The 18,357-nt window shown below is 51.0% G+C and carries 12 protein-coding genes and 1 pseudogene; 7 read left to right on the top strand and 6 right to left on the bottom strand.

Annotated elements, in window-relative coordinates; translation table 11 throughout:
* Positions 1–73 precede the first annotated feature (73 nt).
* A complete protein-coding gene (locus tag ACFQJC_RS17480) occupies positions 74–763 on the top strand; it encodes a 4-carboxy-4-hydroxy-2-oxoadipate aldolase/oxaloacetate decarboxylase (RefSeq protein WP_390225877.1) in 690 nt (229 codons plus the stop codon).
* A 302-nt stretch (positions 764–1,065) separates the two neighbouring features.
* On the opposite strand, the gene ACFQJC_RS17475 is transcribed toward ACFQJC_RS17480, so the two are convergent.
* The gene (locus tag ACFQJC_RS17475) at positions 1,066–2,025 is read right to left on the bottom strand and encodes an AEC family transporter (protein ID WP_390225875.1); all 960 of its coding nucleotides are present in this window, start codon (positions 2,023–2,025) and stop codon (positions 1,066–1,068) included.
* Positions 2,026–2,327: 302 nt separating this feature from the next.
* Here ACFQJC_RS17475 and ACFQJC_RS17470 point away from each other — a divergent pair, with 302 nt between their 5' ends.
* From ACFQJC_RS17470 to ACFQJC_RS17460, 3 genes are all read left to right on the top strand, one after another.
* Complete coding sequence (locus ACFQJC_RS17470; protein ID WP_390225873.1) at positions 2,328–2,759, top strand: universal stress protein; 432 nt, start codon at positions 2,328–2,330, stop codon at positions 2,757–2,759.
* A gap of 120 nt (positions 2,760–2,879) precedes the next feature.
* Positions 2,880–3,293, top strand: a complete 414-nt coding sequence (locus tag ACFQJC_RS17465; protein ID WP_390225871.1) for a VOC family protein — start codon at positions 2,880–2,882, stop codon at positions 3,291–3,293.
* Between the two features lie 387 nt (positions 3,294–3,680).
* Positions 3,681–3,956 (top strand): hypothetical protein, encoded by a 276-nt coding sequence (locus ACFQJC_RS17460; RefSeq protein WP_390225869.1) that lies wholly within the window; start codon positions 3,681–3,683, stop codon positions 3,954–3,956.
* A 359-nt stretch (positions 3,957–4,315) separates the two neighbouring features.
* On the opposite strand, the gene ACFQJC_RS17455 is transcribed toward ACFQJC_RS17460, so the two are convergent.
* Positions 4,316–4,963, bottom strand: coding sequence for a bifunctional 4-hydroxy-2-oxoglutarate aldolase/2-dehydro-3-deoxy-phosphogluconate aldolase (locus tag ACFQJC_RS17455; RefSeq protein WP_390225867.1), 648 nt, complete (start codon positions 4,961–4,963; stop codon positions 4,316–4,318).
* A gap of 216 nt (positions 4,964–5,179) precedes the next feature.
* Between ACFQJC_RS17455 and ACFQJC_RS17450 the strand changes: the two are divergent.
* Both ACFQJC_RS17450 and ACFQJC_RS17445 read left to right on the top strand, forming a co-directional pair.
* Positions 5,180–5,656 (top strand): annotated as a pseudogene (locus ACFQJC_RS17450) (sugar kinase); the annotation flags it as partial.
* A 607-nt stretch (positions 5,657–6,263) separates the two neighbouring features.
* Positions 6,264–7,466, top strand: coding sequence for a tyrosine-type recombinase/integrase (locus ACFQJC_RS17445; protein ID WP_390225921.1), 1,203 nt, complete (start codon positions 6,264–6,266; stop codon positions 7,464–7,466).
* A gap of 89 nt (positions 7,467–7,555) precedes the next feature.
* Here the strand turns inward: ACFQJC_RS17445 and ACFQJC_RS17440 are convergent, their stop codons facing one another.
* On the bottom strand, positions 7,556–8,701 hold the full coding sequence (locus tag ACFQJC_RS17440; RefSeq protein ID WP_390225865.1) for a hypothetical protein: 1,146 nt from the start codon (positions 8,699–8,701) through the stop codon (positions 7,556–7,558).
* On the bottom strand, positions 8,702–9,772 hold the full coding sequence (locus ACFQJC_RS17435; protein ID WP_390225863.1) for a hypothetical protein: 1,071 nt from the start codon (positions 9,770–9,772) through the stop codon (positions 8,702–8,704). It abuts the gene before it with no gap.
* Between the two features lie 150 nt (positions 9,773–9,922).
* Between ACFQJC_RS17435 and ACFQJC_RS17430 the strand changes: the two genes are divergently transcribed.
* Positions 9,923–10,594 carry a hypothetical protein gene (locus ACFQJC_RS17430; protein ID WP_390225861.1) on the top strand — a complete coding sequence of 224 codons (672 nt, stop codon included), beginning with the start codon at positions 9,923–9,925 and terminating at the stop codon, positions 10,592–10,594.
* A 342-nt stretch (positions 10,595–10,936) separates the two neighbouring features.
* Here the strand turns inward: ACFQJC_RS17430 and ACFQJC_RS17425 are convergent, their stop codons facing one another.
* Together ACFQJC_RS17425 and ACFQJC_RS17420 are read right to left on the bottom strand one after the other, a co-directional pair.
* Positions 10,937–12,913 carry a phospholipase D-like domain-containing protein gene (locus ACFQJC_RS17425; RefSeq protein WP_390225859.1) on the bottom strand — a complete coding sequence of 659 codons (1,977 nt, stop codon included), beginning with the start codon at positions 12,911–12,913 and terminating at the stop codon, positions 10,937–10,939.
* Positions 12,906–18,356 carry a DEAD/DEAH box helicase gene (locus ACFQJC_RS17420; RefSeq protein WP_390225856.1) on the bottom strand — a complete coding sequence of 1,817 codons (5,451 nt, stop codon included), beginning with the start codon at positions 18,354–18,356 and terminating at the stop codon, positions 12,906–12,908. Before ACFQJC_RS17420 ends, ACFQJC_RS17425 begins: the two co-directional genes overlap by 8 nt.
* Between the last annotated feature and the right edge of the window lies 1 nt (position 18,357).

Below are 18,357 nucleotides of genomic sequence, written 5' to 3'. Positions count from 1 at the left end.
ATTCACAGTCGGTTGTTGATAGAATGATAGTTGATACCGTTAGATTAAGGTAGTCAAAAGATGGTCTGTTTGTATGCACACTGTAAAGCCAGATATAGAGCGACCGGACCGTGAGGTAGTTACGGCATTCGAAAAAGTACCGAGTTCTATCGCATCAGATGTCACTGGCAACGTTCGTTTTGCTATGGATTCGGGGATCAAACCTGTCTACGAGGGAGCTGAATTCGCGGGTTCAGCGGTGACTGTGAAAGCCGAGCCTGGAGACAATCTCATCATCCATAAAGCTATTACACTTGCTGAACCCGGTGATGTACTCGTAATTGACGCAAATGGCTACGTCGAAACCGCACATCTCGGTGAACTAATGTGTGCCTCTTGTAAGGCAAACAACCTTGCAGGCATCGTTATTGACGGTGCTATTCGCGACCGGACTGACATTTCGGAGATGCAATTTCCAGTGTATGCCCGGGGAGTCCATCCACAAGGACCACTGAAACAGAACCCTGGGTCTATCAATGTCACTGTAACGTGCGGTGAGGTAGCTGTTGATCCCGGCGACATTTTAGTCGGCGATGATGATGGAGTCACAGTCGTACCGCGAGAAGATGCAGAACGCGTCCTAGAGGCCGCAAAAGAAAAGTTGACCGCTGAAAAGAACACCCGCGAGTTAGTAGAAGAGGGAGAATACCTCTACAACTTCAAGGGGTACGACAAACTCTATGAAAATATTGAGGTCGTTGGCCCAGAAGATTCTGTACAGTAACGATGCGTTCGCGGACGGTAATCTGGCTGAGCGGCTCTATCATCTTACAACTCGATTTTTAGCTCAGCGAAGTCAATACAAATATAGGTCAATACAAAGATAACAGAAGGTCCAAGCGACAAAGCTGGTGTCCAGGTACAAAAACAAGAAATTCGGATGAAAATAGTACAAGTAACATTGCATGTTCTCTTACTGGAAAGGTTTTGCTAGCTCAGTCGCATTTGAATTTAAGCTGAGTAGATCGAATACTGCAACTCACCGGTAGCCCAGTCGTTTTGGACAACTCCAAGGTGAAGAAGCGGTTACATGATCTGGACAGACTTTAACAGCACAACTATTGCTGTGACGACTGGAATCGACAGGAGTGTTGTGATGAAGATACTTGCAGAGACGAACTCTGGCAATGAAACCCCATTTATCCTCGTATTCTGAGCAAACTCGACAACGAAAATAATTGGTCCAACTGCGACCGGCATCGCAGTCAGCAGTACGAATACTTGAGCTACTGTAGAATTTTGAAATCCTAACATAAACGCAACTATGATTCCTATCACCGGAGAGACACCGAACCGAAAGAGGATTGGTGTACCTGTCATCGACAACGCTTCCTTATACTCTGTTTGAGCCAGTTGAATCCCGAGAATTATGAGCATCACAGGAATTGCAGAGTTGCCTAATAACCCGATAGTTTGCATAATGACGGAGTTTGCTGGTGGAACCAAGCCCAAGACTCGGATGCTCACGGAGATGACCACTGCGTAAATAAGGGGATAGCTGAAGACACGCCTGAGACTACTTTGAGTTGACCCGCCTCCAGAGTGAGAAGCAATGAAGAGTCCGACGGTAAAAACTAATGCACCGTGTACCGCAGCGAACAGGACTGCAGTCTGGCGACCGACAGGACCGAATGCAAAATCAGCCAGGGGAATCCCTAGACCTCCGGTATTTCCGAACACGGCAATTAATATGAAGACACTGAGATGGGCCTCGTGTTTTCCGGTACCCCACCCAAAAATCACACTGACGATGAATATTATGAAGAGAAATGCGATAACTCCGATTGTGATTTTGAGGAGAGCAGTTGTTCTGAGTTCTGTAAGTGAAATACTGTGGAATATGAGCGCTGGAGTCAGAAGGTATAGCGTCAAGGTGTTAAGCGATTCTGCTTGAATTTCTTGTACTTGGCTCAGTCCGAATCCCAGAAGAATGATCAAAATGACTGGGAGGATTGACGAGATGAATACTCCAGTAATGGACGCCATTAGCCGGCAATTCTGGTACTGATGGGATAAAATCTTTCATCCAAACAGTGTTCAATCCTGTACTGACTGTCGGTGGTGCCAAGTACGGCAAGCTGAACGACTACCGACACACAGATTCATCAACGCCCCAATCAAATTTAGCGATTGGCTGAAAATTAGAACAAAGAATTGACCTTTCACTTTATCCAGTTGCACCTTCGAGCTTGTTGACCCTTCCATTCGTGTGTTTTGACCACGTGTGTCTCTCTACAGTTGATCCGAGTACTGAAAAAATTTAACACAGATTGGAACATTCATTTGGTATGGTAGTCATTGCAGCTGTGGATAAATCTGACCGAGCTAGTGCTGTCGTTGAACAAGCCAACGACTTGGCAGAAGCGTTTGATGACTCGGTACATGTAGTCCACGTCATGAAGCGATCAGAAGTCGTTCAGGCCGAGCAAGATAGTGTTAGCGACAATAAACCGATGAGTGTCGATGAATTACGATCGAAAACTTCAGAGGTTTCTTCAGATGTAATCGACCGATGCACCCTCAGTGTGGAATCAAAGGCTGTCGGTCTCATTGGCGATCCTGCCGCAGAAATCGTGAAGTATGCCTCTGAAAACGATGCACAGTATATCGTTGTCAGCCCTCAGCAGAAGTCACAAACTGGAAAAATACTCTTCGGTAGCGTGGCACAATCTGTTCTGCTAGAGGCCCCCTGTCCTGTTGTTTCTTTAATCAATAAGTGAGCTTCGTATATCTGTTGTATATAACAATCTGTATGGTTCCTTGCTCGTGATTAACCGATCTCACTGCTGAACCTTGAGCAATAGAATTATCCCCCTCACTTGCGTGCATTTTCACAGACTATGCCACTTGCACACCACGTGGGTTTGACAGTTTCAGACCGGACCGATTCCCTCAAATTTTACCGTGACATTCTAGATTTCGAAGTGGTCAATGAACTCTCATTTGAGGGGGGTGCGTTTGGAACCGCGGTTGGGGTTCCAGACGCATCTGCTGAATTCTCCGTTCTAGATGCAGGAGAGTTCCGTCTCGAACTCATAGAATACCAAGACCCAATATCTCACGCTGAACACCCCCGATTGAATCAGCCTGGAACCAACCATCTCGGAATAACAGTTGAGGACCTCGATGCATTCCTCGCTAACGTGCCCTCAAATGTTCCTCAACTCAGTGAACCACAGGTCACACCAACGGGGAACTGTATTGTCTTCCTTCGAGACCCAGACGGGAATCTCATAGAGCTTCTTGAGAGATAACCAACCACCTCTGAACGGGGGGACCGTAACTAATAATTAGGTTTGTACGCGGCTGGAAAGTGCGGCCGAATGAAACATGCTTCTAACCTGCGGACAGTCAGGATACCTTGCCAGATAGGTACCGGTAATGGTCGATTCGGCCGCTGGATCAGGCTACATTGTTCGTAGCCTATCCACGACAATTACCCCCACCACAATAATGATTCCGCCCAAGACGAGCGTAATTCAAACAGTGAACCAATCGAATTTCCGTCCACCCAGCACCTTTAAACGGTTATTGTATTGTACTCCATCTCTCTTCTCAATCACTGTAGAATACATAGACCAATTACCGAGAGCCATGCTCCTTGAGAATATTTTTATCATTCCGATTCCTATGAGTACTATATGGCCCAATCATTCGAAGAGCTACTTACCAGATTAATTCGTGATGTGGAGCTATCTTTGAATAGTATCACTGATGCTGAAATCAATGCCGAACATGTCGAGTCTGCCCCCTCGAAGAATGAGGTAACCCTGACAATAAGGGGGGATGTTGAAGAAATGTTTCCAAGAATGGATGACGTGAATATTGATTCTATTGCGATCAACGAGGTCAAAATATCTGTAAGTCCCAATCCCGAGTACATCGACTTTCGGGACGTGGAATTGCCGGATTGTTGACGATGAATCAATGGTACAAAAATTCGATGAAATGGTCGTCTCCGTTTTTCTAATTTCGAATACCCAACCAATAGTCTACTGGAAAAATTGGTTTCGAGAACTTGAGTACTTAATCGTCCAATCTCAGTCAGTCTTCGAAGACGAAGGCACGGATCTGGTCGAAATATATGTATGAGTACCACCTGTCATTTTACGGATTGAAATCTACACGTGCTGATTTCAATCTGAGGACATCAGCCCCTGTTGGCATTCTCAAAATATTAGGATGCATGACTTGATTTCCATCAGAGAAACTGTTTCGCCGTGTACCAAGAATAGAATCTCGCATATCAAAACAGAGTAGGAACGGAGCCTATAATTCAGCTATCCCGTGCTGCATCAACTGCTTGGATGAACTGCCTTGCATTTGACGTGAGTATTTCGTAATCGGTAGTTTCAACTGCCTTAGTGTCAATAATTGAACTTCCGACGCCGATGGCGGTTGCACCGGCATCGACGAATGCATTCACATCGTCTAGAGTCATGCCTCCCGTGGGGACCATTGGAATGAACCCGAGTGGCCCTTGCAGGGCCGAGACGAACTGTGGTCCGAGCGTCGAGGCTGGGAATACTTTGACCATGTCTGCGCCAGTCTCGTACGCGTCAACAGCCTCTGTGGCTGTCGAAATTCCGACGATGCTCGGAACACCATATCGGTTTGCCGCCCGTATCGTCCCCTCGTCGAACGATGGCGTGACGAGAAACTCGGCGCCGGCGAGCATCGTCGTTCGTGCGGTTTCACTATCGAGGACAGTCCCGGCACCGACGACGACTTCGTTGGATGTGAACGACGACCTAACGTCACGGAGCATCCGAAGTACACCATCCGTGTTCGCGGTCACTTCGACGACGGAAACACCTCCCCGTTTGAGTGCGTCGATGGTCTCGATTACTGAATCCGGGTTTGTCCCTCGGATAATCGCGACGACACCGGTCTCTGTGATACGTTTGAGAACGTCTGTCGACATTACGTTTACCAGAACGGTTCCCCTCTTAATTATCTGGGTGTGCACGGGAGAAATGAGCGGGGAGTGACTCGGTGAGAGCGGTGGAATTAATCTGCAGTCGCTGCGAGTCGACTCGGCTGTAACGTGGTCTGGATCTCGAAGGTACCGGACTCAACACTGGGTAGACGTATCAACTCTGACGTCCGGTGACACGGTGTCGAACCAACGGTCGTTTGGTCTGACGACCATCGCCAGGGGACGTACTTCCTCGAACACGGGGAGGAACTGCGAGGCACTTCCGTCATCTACGACCGACGCAACGTCGCGATGACGACAGCGTCACCCGACAAACTTCCCAATCGGCGTCGTCGAAGTTGCTGGCTAGTACTACACCAGTGGCATTACACCGGTGTTGTCAGACCAACTCCACGAGACTACTGTTATACAATCTTCGAGGCAGCACAGAGAATGAATACGACTACTGTTTTTGACGTGAACTATCGGTCGAAGTTATGGCACCCCGACGAAGCACGTGAGAATCTCGAATCGTCGTTCTCGTTCGGGGACGTGCTCGTCGTTGCCGCCCGGTACGCAAGGCACGTTCTTGGACGAGACGGCGATGTTGCCGAGATCGCGAATATGGTGGACGACGAATACGGCTTCAAGACGATACTGATCACTCGTGGGGACCAGGAGTCGGTGCGTTGGAGATAGGCTAGTCTACGAACAGGTATCCATCGAAACAGAGACGTTAATCCAGTTAGGACCGGCGACGCGTTCGTCAGCGGATACCTCACAGCGCGCATTTACGGCGAAGAATTGAGAGATACTCTCGAACAAGGTGCAGCGACAGAGGCACTCATACGTACGCTCGATGGCGATCTTGCAGTCGTGACTCAGAGCGAGGTAGACCGTGTTCAGGGTCGTACAAGTGGTATCAACCGATAGTCGTTCAGAATCTACGAAGCGAGGATAGCAAGCACCCACCATATAGTATGACCGCCGACTACCGAGTTAGCGGCCGACCAGCCCGATGATTTAATATAGCGACATAGGGTTTGTACAAAAAGGGCCACTGGCGAGCCCATTTTTACTAATTGCAGTTGTGTTTGAGTCACTCCCGCATAAGCCAAAGTATTAACTAGATTGGAGAAAGTCAGTGAGTAATGAAAATACAACACTCAGAATCACTCCAACACGGAGCGAGCGGGTTACTCCCCAGTGAGGACGCGTGAATCAGCAGTCCGACTCCCAGGGTTTGGAGGTCGAAGAGACGTCTTCAGATGGCGAGTCGAGAGAAAAGCGCTACAAATGGTCCCAGATGAGCCTCGACGAACTCGTCGACGTCTACTGGCAGGACATCGCACCGAAGCGACATCGCGATGGGTTCGACGAAGATCGAGACATTCCAACCTACGACTGGCTCACCGAACACGGATACAGTGGAATTGCGTACGCGTTACGCGAGCACCACGACCTCACGCCCAAGCAATTCTTTGTCGACGTCGTCGGCCTCGAAGACGATAAGAGCGACGGGTGGGAGTGGAACGTTGACCACGACGCTACTGCGGACGCGCTCGAAGCGTACCTCACCTCCATCGAAACCCGTGGTGGACGAGCAAAGAGTACCGTCGAAACCCACCGAACACGGTTGTCCAAGTGGGTTGGGACGTATCAAGAGTTGCACGGGACTGATGCGCTGCTTGAACCACTGTCCGAACTTGACCAGCAGCCGCGAGAAATCGAACGCTGTCTCTCCGTCCTCGACGTGTTCGACGAGGAGCTATCGACTGACCGGTCAAAGCTCGAGTATCTGCACGTCGCAAGAGCGTGGTATGCGTTCGTCAAACGCCGGAAGTACGCGAAGTACAACCCACTTTCAGAGGCTGGCGAAGAGTTCGGTTGGGAAGCCAGCGAGCCGGACCCACAGGCGTTGTCGGCGTCGCAGGTGCGTCGAATCTACAGTGAGGTGGATTCGCCCGAATCGGAGTTGCTCGTCGTTGCGCTTGCTGGCTGGGGGTTACGGCCCTCGGAGGTTGCTGCGTTGCACGTTGACCAAGTGGTCTTGGATGCTGAAGACCCGCATCTGTCGTTCGGTGACGGTGAGCGGAAGAACGGCCCGGGTGAGGTGACACTGCTGTATGGCGTCGATGTCGTCGCTGATCGGATTGATGCGCTTACTGACCGTGAGACCTGGAACGGGTATCTGTTCCCGTCTCGGTCTTCATCGACGAAACATGTGTCAGTGAGTACGATACGTCGTCGGTTTAAACAGCTAGCTGACACTGCTGGCGTGGTTGTCGATGGAGATACGCCCACGCCGAAGATGGGGCGACGGTTCTGGTACTCGGCGTATCAGGAGGCTGTTGGAGAGGTTCTTGAGGGTCTGGAGGGAGTTGCTGAAGACCAGGGGAGTTCGTCGACAGAGGTCGTGCTTCGGAACTATCTGTCGAGAGAACAAGAGCGGAAGGCTCGGAGGAGGAGGATGTACGAGAAGTTGGAGGCAGCGTTTGATAATGGATAGGGGGACCATTCTAAATTTTCGGCTTCATAGAGTGGCTCTCAAGAATCAATCATACAAATGGTGGAAGCAGAAAACTGACCGTCTATCTTCTAGAAATCGGTGAGGGAACTTTGGTCCTCGTCAAACTCATCGATTACAATTCTCATGGCTTCAATGTCTGCCTCGTGATCGACTGACATCTCTATGTACCTCCTTCGTAGGTTTGTTAAGACAGTATCTACCGACTTACCACGTACTCTAAATTTGAAGAAAGCCTCAGTTTCTTCTCCATCAAGTTCGGTTTCACTCGGTGAAACTTCCTCAATGAGTTCGTGCCTGAGACAGCGATCTATGAGATCTCCGTAAATTCGTTCACCTATTGTTTCAGCATCATAGTGGGGAAGATTTCTCTGTGATTTGAGGATTGCTTCGATTTCACTTCCGGTAAAGTGTCGGAATGGTTTATCATCAAGGAGACGCTGTTCAAGCAGAATTCCAAATACTTCTTCCATTATCACCTCCGGATGAGACGACGGGAAGAATGCTGGTGTAACTTGCTGGCCATGCGTTAGATCAACCCCCCTACTCAGTAATGGGGCAAGTGAGCTATTGTGCGTATTTTCCCCATCTGAGCGGGTGTTAATATCGTCGTAGAGGTCGAGTGTTTCCCCCTCATAATAGTGTATGCGCCAGAGATACACCTGTTCGCTAGCTATATCATCCTGCTCGTGTCGTTCGATTTCACTTGCTATTCGGCGATCCGCTATGCTTGGTACGCAAATCGCACATTCCAACTCATCTATCGTAATGCCCGTGGCATCCTCGACCAAATCCTTGTTCTCACGGACCTCTTCCGCAGCCTGGTACACCTGTTCAAGTGACCTCGTTGGTCGACCATCACTTGTTTTACACTCCACAATGAGCGCAAAATCCCGGTCAGGGTTACCGAATAGTGCATCAGCATTTGATATGTTCAATTCTGACAACGGCTCAGCACCCAAGAACCTCCACCCCGTTTCCGATTCAATAGGTCCCCCAGGTAGAAACGCTGAGATTGTCTGTTTTAACAGGGTATCGTGCTTTTTATCCCGTTTAATCCCGGTTTTAATTCGCTTGCGGATGGCACCATCTGCTTCTTCTTCCTCTAAAATTTCGTTTTTATATCTATCTCGCTTGTCTAAATACGCTGGAATTCTGTCGGTAATGTTTCTAAACCGCTCGATGACCTGCTCCTCATTGAGGTCATCGGCGGACATTTACGCCAAAACCTCCAGATTAGCATCTTCGTCAACAGTATCTTGCACGAACTGGTAGAAGCGGAGGAAAGAAGCGACGTCTTTGTCCTCTTGCGGGAAAACACGAATCTCGTCCTCGTTTGCTTTGATTCGGAACGCATTTTTCTTATCTTGGTCAATCACCTTGCTAGAAAAAAACAAAGAACCCTCTTCTGCAAATGTGTCGAGGAGGACATAGTCGTGTTCACGGAGACTATCTTTGAAATCCTCTATCTGATGGTATCGTAGGTGATTTCGGAGAGAAATTGAAGCAGGTTCTGCTGTCGGGACTGAGAGTTGGTCGGACATTCGAACCATCTCGAATTTGGCACCGTCATACGCTTGCTTTACTCTAAGTGCCTCTTCGATACACGTTTGAACGTATTCAAAGAGGTAATCGAGGCTACCTCTTTGGAGATTGAACACCCCTTCACGACTGATTTTGAACCGAGAAGTCCCCGGTATTTTGAATTCCATCATACGTGGGAGGACACCGTACATTTCCTCCATCTCACGCATTGTTTCGAGTCCATCAGCTCCGAAGTAAGTAATCGTACGAGAAACACCTGGCCGAACTCTAGAGGGAGTCTCGCTCAATTTAGCTCGACTTGCAACGAAATTGACAACTTGGGTCGCTGGGTCATCTTCAGCAATCTCTTCACGGATATCTTGCATCACTCGCGGAGCAATGTAGAGATAATGTACCCTTGGAGTATTGTTTAAGAATACTTCAATAGTGTTCTCAATCTCCTCGGTTTTCCGCATGTTTGTATAAAATAAAACAACTTGCTCATCCCTGTCAAATGAAAGGTAGAACTCAATTCTTCCATCATTACCGTATTCTCGAGCCATCTTGATTACGGCCCCATACTCCTCCAGGACCTCGTAGCCAGCATTATCAAGCAACTCTTTGAATTCTGGCCACGAGTAGTCAGTCAACCCGGCAATGACGTATAAATCGCCCTCAGACTCAACAGAGTAATTATCTATCAAGTACTGGTTGAAACTCACACGGTCAGAGAAATCCTGTGAGTCAACCTCAAAAACGGGCATTACTACTAAATCCAGGGTCTATATTAAAAACATTTTGCCATGTCGACAGTTTGAGTTGTGTCTCAGGATAGAGTCGGTTTTCAAAGGTCAGTGGTTAATGTATAAAATTCAATGACAAAGCATATACCACCATCATGTCGCTATAAATTTATGGCTCAAAACAACTGGGGGATGGACACAGATAACTTGATGTTAGACCCTTCATTGTTGGTTTCAAGAACAGCTGATAAAAGGGCCACGAATGAATTCAAACACTACATTTCACGTTCTTTTGCAGAACTAGTAAATTCGTGTGACAGTTACACTGAAGACCCAACATTCAATTTTTTCATTGGTAACTTAAGTACAGAAAGCGTTCTACCATATGGGGAACTAGAACGCCTAGTCAAAGAATATGAATTGTTCTCCCCAGAACTTGATGAATACACCTCGAATATCAAGTATGACGAGGTCAGAGAGTTATTCAAGGAACGTTACCCACCATCACAGATGGGAAAGCTATCCGATGTTTTATTTGATGAATTTGTCTTCTTGTTCGAACGGTCATGGATTGCATCTCGAGTGAGAAAATCAGAGGATGAAGTTACAAATGTTCCAGGACTGCGTCGATTTATTTTTCAACGAGATGAACTGGATGCTGTTGCCAACAAAGTCCCAGAGAAGTACCAAAAGAAGCTAAGGACTCTTAAAAGAGGACGAAAGTGGAAATGGATCGCATTAGGGGCCCAAGTAACAGGAGCGATGGTTTCAGGGCCCGTGGGCAGTGCCATCTTTTCTATAGGGCTTGCACAGAATTCAATTGCCTTATTGTTTGACCCGTAACTGATACTCAACGTCGGTATAAACCCAAACTGAGTATTAATGAGTACAGGTAGGGTTCTTTTGCCCTAATTGGAAAATTACTATTTCAGAAATTAGTACCATCACTTTTCCACCTAAGTGAGGCTACATAGATAGCTACAGTTCGAAAGTTCTGGGTCTTCTATAGGAACAATATCTTTACTTCCCGAACTCATTCGTATATTCGGACGACATGCAGATCACGCAGTGGGATGCGTGGCCTGCCGCGGTTCGACACTGTCGTTCCACCTGGGAAGCTTGGGAATCGCCATCCTCCATCGGTGGCATCGAGACTTCCCTTTTCAGTAGTCCAGACGAAACCAGCTATCCCTGCGTATAGTACGTCGGAACCAATTTCCGGTCTGGAATATCTTGTAACCGCTCAATCGATAGCTCATCTGCCTCCGAGATGTCCCAGACGATGTCGAAGAATTCGATTGCCGCTTCGACGAATTGTGTTCGCTCAGTGTAGACACCACACTCAGGGTTCCAGTCGTAACTGTTCTCCATGAAGTTCGCAGAGCCGAGAAGAGCGGCCCCTTCTTCAGGGGCACCAACCGTCTGAAGCTTTCCGTGGATTCCCAGCTCACCGATTTTTCGGAAATCCATATCGGCGGTTACACGCTGGTGCTCTTTGAACCTCGAGTAGGTCCGGAGAGTCACCAGGTCACGGTGTTCTTTGATCTCGCTCAGTAGATTTCGCTGGAGTCGTTTCCACTCCCAGGAGTCTTTGGTATGCCGTGTGAGTAAGCGGAATTCGAACCCGTGTGTGAGGAGACGTCGAATCTGAGCAACGTATTCGTTGAACGTATCGTCGTCAAACGGCGTCATGATGCGCAGCACCTTGTCCTCGATTTCCCGCTCCAAGCCGAGGCTGAACAGTCGGTCCGTCATCTCCGTGTAAGAACGGAGGCCCGACGGCCGGTTTCCATGCCAACGTCGGAGTCTCGCACGCTCTTGCCCGAGGCCTCTCGACTTACCGACGTAGTCGTTCATCTTCTTCTCGCCGAGAGCGTCCGGGTCGATGAGCGTATAGGTGAAGTACGCTGGTGCGACGTCACCATCGCGAAGTGATTCGTAATCCCGAGTAACGACTGACTCTGCTGCGACAGGTTCGGGTGGTATCGACACCGAAACGTTGGAAAGTGTGTCTATCCGGGACTTGAGTGTTGAACAGCGCTCGATAAGATGTGTAATGTACTCTTCTCGAAGATCATCTCCCTCAACCACCTCTGGAACAGATTCAAACTCGATTACGCCATCGCCCACTTCGCACTCGACACCTGAAGTCGATGAAAGTATCTGGTAGAGGGTGTACGGCGTCACTCCACGCTTCGTGACGAAGGTGACGTCAAGAGTTCTGAGGTCAGGATGTGCGACGACGGTGGCAACGATATTGAGAAGAGTATCTCGTGTATCAGCGTCCAACGCCTCGCTTTCCGGGATGTCGTCGATTCCAATCGGTTGCTCTGTCTCAACTCGCGCCACTTCGTGCCCAGTAGACGGCGTCAGTAGCGATCGAATGGTGTCGAATTCTTCTTCGTACTCACGGCGCTGCTCGCTCACTACCTCAGCAATTTGGTCTTCCTCAACAAGCACAGACGGCAAGCTTGCGAGTCTCGCTGCTACACCGACAGTCGACTCTTTCTCGTTCAACTTGGTACCGGTCAATCCGGAGACTAAGTCATCGAGAGACTGCTCATCCGTAACGTCCACGATGTGGGGTAAGACTCTGCGGTATGCCTCTGCAATCGTCTTACCGGAAGATGTGGACTGCTGTGCCGTGAGCGAGGAGTCAATTCTCTCTATTTCGAGATCGACACTGTCCGGGTATATCGTCATGAACCCGAGGGAACCGAGGAGAGGTGCTAGGACGGACTCCTGCCACTCATCGGCAAGCAGACTGTCAAGTTCACGTCGAGGGATGTTCTCATCGACATCGACACACGAGCGCAGTACCATCTCGGCCGACTGGAACTGGGAGACTGCAATCGACCGAATGAGTGGTTGTGGCTCTTTGGAGGAGAGCACCACCATGCCCAGAAGTGTGACTTCCTCACCGTTGACGAGACCGAGTTCATCGAGTAGCCATTGGTGCATTTCCACGACGTGCTCCTGGTCTCGTTCATCATTCGTTCGGAGTGTTTCTGCCCGAATATGCGGACCAAGTCGCTCATGAACAGATTCACCAGTGGCTTCGGCGGCCAAAGCAGAGTAGACACTCTCCGTAGAGATCCCCCAGAGTCGCTCTGGAGACTGCGTACGCAACTCCTCGGACACACCGAGTATATCTTCAGGCATCGTCACGTGATTCGAGGTGGAGTTCGTGGGCTAACAGGTCGAGCAGTTCATCCTTGTCGAATGATTCTGGGTCGTTCTGCTCTACACATCCGTACTGGTAGATACAGAACGGACAGCCGTTTTCACAGTTACACTTCGATTCGTCTGGCGAGAACGCGTCGCGCATTATCTTAATCGCTCGTTCGAACTTCTCGCCGTCATCCTGCGTCAGCAGTACAGTAATCCCACTGCCACCTTCGTCTGAGTCATACACCAGGGTCCCTTCGTCCTCAATGGACTCGGGGACCTGCCTGACGCTGACGCCGCCGATGTACTGGAGTGCCACCCGAAGGCCGTGAGCGAAGCCGTGCTCCAATTCTTCGCTATCAAAACGGACACGGACAGCCTTGGTGGAGAACTTCGTGGCGGGCCGCACAGCAACGCACTCTTCAGCGGGGTGTTCGACGTTATTCGAACAGTACGCTGAGTCCTTAGTCTTCGCAATTACTCCATTGCAGCCCTTGACACCGCACATTTCGAATACGTTCGGAAGCGGGTCTGAACCACCGTTCTTGTAGGTCGCCCAGTATTTGTTCGTCGAGGCGACCAGGGTGACATCACCGTATTCGAACTGCCCGTGGACAGTTCCATCCTCGTCGACGATGTTACGAGAAAACGTCGCTTCGAACGAGTCTCCTGCATCAGTATCAACGGGTGCGTACGTACTCTGGGGTTCGCTATCGTCTTGGTAAACGGTAGACGGTCGAAGTTGTGCCGTACTGGGTGTGGAACTCAGCGGCAAATCGTGCTGGTACGCGATCACTCGCTCGGGAACGCGAGTCACCAGTCGCTTCAACCGTGTTCCACAGGACCCGCAGTTCGAGGTGTCGCTATCGTACTCAGTTGCACACGTCGGACAAATCGCTGCGTCTTCCAAATCCTCACTGATTCGAGAGGTTTCCAGTGGTTCCCACGACACCTGCGTGACGACGTACGTTTCACTATCGTGGAGATACGCTGCAGAGGGGTGGAGTTCGGAGAGTGCGATACGTCGGTCACGTGAGCCGTCGCTGACGTTCTTGAAGTCTTCACCAACGAGTCGGTAATCAACAGAGTCACCGACCGACCGTAGCCCGAATGCTGCCGGACTTTCTCGGCTTAGATACCGCCCGAAGTCCATATGTTCGAGTCGGTCAACGTACTCATGCAACTGGGAGACTCGACGGGTAATCTGGTCCTTTTGTTCTCGAAGCCGTCGCTTCTCGTCACGATCACGTGTATTACGTTCTTTACGTCGCAGGTCATAGCGCTCATCTTCAAGCACATCGATGTCGTCGTCGATGTTGTTCAGTTGCTCATGGTAGAGATCGATAATTGTCTCCTCAAAACTCCATCCCGATTCGGTCCCAGAGAGCACACCCTCGATGATGTCTTCATCTCTGTCCAGGACCGCTTCGACGCCACCGTCACAGTCTTGGCGCTGACACGCACCTTTGTAACCAGTCGTGTGTTTTCGGCCACACGACGAACAAACGCCGAAAGAGAGGATGTCACGAAGCCATTCCTCGACCTCATCGCGGTTCTCAGTGACCAGCGACCGAAGTACCTCAAGTGGGGCGTCCTGATCCCGGTTTTGGACCTCGAAATTGGTGGACGATAGGACACCCGTGAACCGCATTATGTCGTTCGGTCGGGACTCTGTACGAGGCGTTGGGTCATCTTTGCAAACAACGAAGTCATCGAGCCCGCTCTGCTCTTGGCGCCATGGAACCCAGCGAGTCGTTGCAGCCCAGTCGAGGACTGCCCACGTGAGCGACTGGTGGAGAACCTCACGATTCACCTCGTTAAGTGGGACAGGTTGCGGTTCTGCAGCGATGAGTTCCTCGGGGTGCTCGTGGTAGTAGTAGTCGATTGGGTTCCGCTGACTGACTGAGTGAATGAGCGAATTGCCCGAAGAACGCCCTGCTCGGCCGATTCGCTGAAGGTACGAATTTGCGTTCGGCGGCGTGCCGTAGAGGAGGAGAGTATTGAGGTCACCAATATCGACACCGAGTTCCATCGCCGGACCCGACGAGAGGAAATGGGGATACCTCCCCTGTCGGAACTGGTACTCAAGTTTCCGCCGCTCTTCACGGTCAGTTTCACCGTAGTACGCCCGTGCGAGCAGCATCATCGGGTCAGACGTAGCGACTTGTTGCGCAGTAAGTGAGTAGTGTGGGTGGTGGAAGACGGCCCGGTCCTCGATCGTCGCATCGAATTCAACAACATCGTCAGGGGAAACACCGAGTGCGACATCGAGTGAGGTCGAGTACGTTTCTTCATGCGGACTGTAATTCGTTGGTGTCTCGTCGTCAACGACCGCACACTCTACTACGTCCTCTTCGACCATCACAAACCGACTTCCATCCTCTTCGACACGGCGTAGAATTCCACGCTCGATGAGTGAGTCGAGGTGGTCGTGTCCGTTGTCGATTTCATCGACTAAGTTGGGTTCGTAGCGATGATTTTGACCGATGGCCTCGACGAGCATCTCTCGTTCCCCATCATCGAGATCGTCAACATCAACAGTCAAGCGAAGATCGACCAGCCCCTCGTCACTCAGTTGCTTGCTGCGGTAACGCTCGGAATACTTTCCTTTGAGGGCACGCGAGAGCAGTTCCTCAGTCAGGTACTCGTCCACCGACTGATTGTAGCTTGTCAGCGACTCGTACATTTTTGGCGAGTTACCGCCATCACCTGCTAGTTCCTCTTCGTACTCGTGGGCGTCACTTACGCCACAGTCGACGACATCAGAGAGTGCCGCCCATCCAGACCCGTCGGCTTCTTTTCGGACACTCTCGACGAACAGTCGATCGAAATAGAACGACTCCTCTGGTTCACGGAAGTTCCGTTCTAACTCCTTCATATCGGACTGACTGTCCGCGAACGAGAGCATCTTCGACTCGGTGAACGTGTCAGGGTCGTTTCGGTCTGCGAGAGAACGCAGGAGGTACCGGCCAGTCGTGACCGCAGCGTTAGCCGGGCCACGGAGCATCGAATCATACCGACGATTCTTCGAGTAAGTCTCGCGCCTGTCCTCGTGGTAGCACGGGAGTCCACCTGGGAATTGGCTCGCCTCTCGGATCCGTCCGTCGTCGTCGACCATCCGGAAGTTGCCGTACCCTTTCGCACGCTGGCTGATTTCAGGGTTTTCGCAGTTACAGTCGTGTGGGCCGTTCAGTAGGAACTCGTGCCCACACGATTGGCACTCGTCGACCATCCGGATGTCGAACAGTGCGGACCGGATGAACTTTCGCTTGCCACAGGAACATGTCGCCGGTGGACGACCAAAGAATACCTCGTCACATTCGGGGTCACCGCACGTCCACCCGAGGAACCGCTTGGGAGTGAGGTCTCCGTCACAGTCATCCGCAGTACACCCTTGCCCTTCTGGGTCCTCGTAGACTTCACCACACTTGGTGCAGTACTGGACGTCTTCGTCTGCTAGCGGTTCCAATGCGGCAGAGTGGCAGGAATGACACTCCGGCCCGTGAGCCTCCTCGATGGAGAGTTCTTCGTCACAGTCTGGGTTGGTGCAGACGTGGTCTTCCATCGAGTCGTCGAGGACCATCGAAGCGTTGCAAGTTGGGCAGTCGTGCTGGTGGTCGATCTTCTGGCGTTCACCACACTCTGTACACTCGTAGTATGGTCGCCAGTAGACCCGAACCATCTCTGGGGTCTCTCCCTCAAGAGTCTCACAGCTACATTCTCTGCGCTGGAAATACTCGAATCGTCCCTCCTCAGACGTGACTGTGTGCGGTATGAGTCGCTCACAGTTTGGACAGAACCACGATTCGAGCGATTCCTCACCACACTGGTTACACAGTGAGAGTTTCGTCACGAAGTGGTGGTCACACTCGCTACAGGACGACTGCGGAGTGTCGTACACCGTGCCGCAGTTGATACACGTGTAATAGCCGTCGAGCGGCCAACTGAACAGATGAGCGCGCCGCTCCAGAATACCAGACACTTCGCCGATAGTCATGAAGTTCCCCACCACTACCTCTGCCTGCTGTTCGGTGAGTCCGGTCTCGTCGATGAGGCGCTCGCGGAGCTCAACAGGACGGAGCGGTTTCTTCCGAAGTGCTGTGTAGATCCCACGAACGAATTCCAGTGGACCACCTTCTTCCTCAACGAGATGTTCGTAAACCGCTTCGTCGACGCCCTCATCACCGGCGCCCACACCAGCAGCCTCGAGCACTCTCACGGCGGCCGCTGTGTCTCCGTTACGCAATTCATCCCCGGTTAGCGTTGACGAGAGGAACTCATTGGGAATATCCGTCGGGAAAGGCGAGTCGAGTGTGCGCTCGTCCTCCTCGACGACTTCGACATCGGGGTCAACGAACGGGTTGATGCGCTGGAAGACGGCCCGTTTGTTCTCGACAGTTGCGGACGCACCGATAATCGTGAGGTCGTCGTCACTCTCGCTTTCGTAGCCGTTGAGTTCCTGCCGCTCTCGAATGTACCGACGCATGAGTGTCGACGTGAACGAACCGAAGAGCTCGGAATACTCGTGAATCTCGTCGAAGACAAAGTATTTCGGCTCGGCGACGAAGCGGTGCTGCTCTTCGTCCTCGTTGACGTTGAACAGTCGGTAATTAATCGTGTCAGGGTTGGTCAGCAGTATGTCTGCAGGCGCTTCGACGATGGCGTCTCGGGTGACTTTGATGAAGTCGAACGTCAGAGCGTCCTCATGTTCTTCCATCGGTTCGACTACGAACGACTCGTCATCACGCCGACGGACCGTCAGTGAGGATTCACATTCCCCACATGGGCAATCGAAGTATTGGAACGTCGTCTGGAGATACGAGAGTTCGTCCGGGTCGCGACGTTTTGTGTCCCCGTCGTAGATACCGACAGTTATCTGTTCGTCAGACGAGCGCTCTCGGTTGAGCGTGAAGAGGTAGTCGATTAACCGCTTCAACTGGTCTTGGGCGAGTGCTTTCGTCGGATACGTGAGAACGCACTTGACGCTCTCCGGTGGATGGGCGTCATGCTGTCCATCCTTCGCTTCGGTGATGAAGTTGAGGATGGGTATCAACCATCCTTCGGTCTTCCCACGACCAGTGCTCGCCGTCAGGAGCGTGTGGTGATCCTCGAGGATGGCTTCGACAGACGCTTCCTGGAACTCGTACAGCGAGCGAAAACCAGCCTCAGTGAACGTCGTGGTGACGTCGTCGTGGAGGCCATTGTCGTCGGCGAATGTCTCCCACGGAGTGTCACTCATCCGTGGCAGGTCGAGAACTTGGAGGTAGGGTCCCTTAGTCCGGATAAATTCGGGGAGGTCATCTTCTAGTGACTCCCCCGAACCATCGTGATACCGCGAGACCAAGTTTTTCACTGCCCGCTGGGGCAGGGAGCCGGCATAGTGTTCAGCGTACGATTCTTGCATCGAGTTTGCTAGTTCGAGTGGGTCGAATTCCATC

It is taken from the genome of Haloferax namakaokahaiae, from assembly GCF_042663225.1.
Taxonomy (GTDB): domain Archaea; phylum Halobacteriota; class Halobacteria; order Halobacteriales; family Haloferacaceae; genus Haloferax; species Haloferax namakaokahaiae.
This window is presented reverse-complemented; position numbering and strand designations above follow the sequence as displayed.

What these genes read in the sequence shown, in the direction of transcription:
- ACFQJC_RS17470 (WP_390225873.1), top strand. Translation starts at nt 2,328, where the DNA reads ATGGTAGTCATTGCAGCTGTGGATAAATCTGACCGAGCTAGTGCTGTC.
- ACFQJC_RS17480 (WP_390225877.1), top strand. Translation starts at nt 74, where the DNA reads ATGCACACTGTAAAGCCAGATATAGAGCGACCGGACCGTGAGGTAGTT.
- ACFQJC_RS17430 (WP_390225861.1), top strand. Translation starts at nt 9,923, where the DNA reads ATGGCTCAAAACAACTGGGGGATGGACACAGATAACTTGATGTTAGAC.
- ACFQJC_RS17445 (WP_390225921.1), top strand. Translation starts at nt 6,264, where the DNA reads ATGAGCCTCGACGAACTCGTCGACGTCTACTGGCAGGACATCGCACCG.
- ACFQJC_RS17475 (WP_390225875.1), bottom strand. Translation starts at nt 2,025, where the DNA reads ATGGCGTCCATTACTGGAGTATTCATCTCGTCAATCCTCCCAGTCATT.
- ACFQJC_RS17435 (WP_390225863.1), bottom strand. Translation starts at nt 9,772, where the DNA reads ATGCCCGTTTTTGAGGTTGACTCACAGGATTTCTCTGACCGTGTGAGT.
- ACFQJC_RS17460 (WP_390225869.1), top strand. Translation starts at nt 3,681, where the DNA reads ATGGCCCAATCATTCGAAGAGCTACTTACCAGATTAATTCGTGATGTG.
- ACFQJC_RS17425 (WP_390225859.1), bottom strand. Translation starts at nt 12,913, where the DNA reads ATGCCTGAAGATATACTCGGTGTGTCCGAGGAGTTGCGTACGCAGTCT.
- ACFQJC_RS17420 (WP_390225856.1), bottom strand. Translation starts at nt 18,356, where the DNA reads ATGGAATTCGACCCACTCGAACTAGCAAACTCGATGCAAGAATCGTAC.
- ACFQJC_RS17465 (WP_390225871.1), top strand. Translation starts at nt 2,880, where the DNA reads ATGCCACTTGCACACCACGTGGGTTTGACAGTTTCAGACCGGACCGAT.
- ACFQJC_RS17455 (WP_390225867.1), bottom strand. Translation starts at nt 4,963, where the DNA reads ATGTCGACAGACGTTCTCAAACGTATCACAGAGACCGGTGTCGTCGCG.
- ACFQJC_RS17440 (WP_390225865.1), bottom strand. Translation starts at nt 8,701, where the DNA reads ATGTCCGCCGATGACCTCAATGAGGAGCAGGTCATCGAGCGGTTTAGA.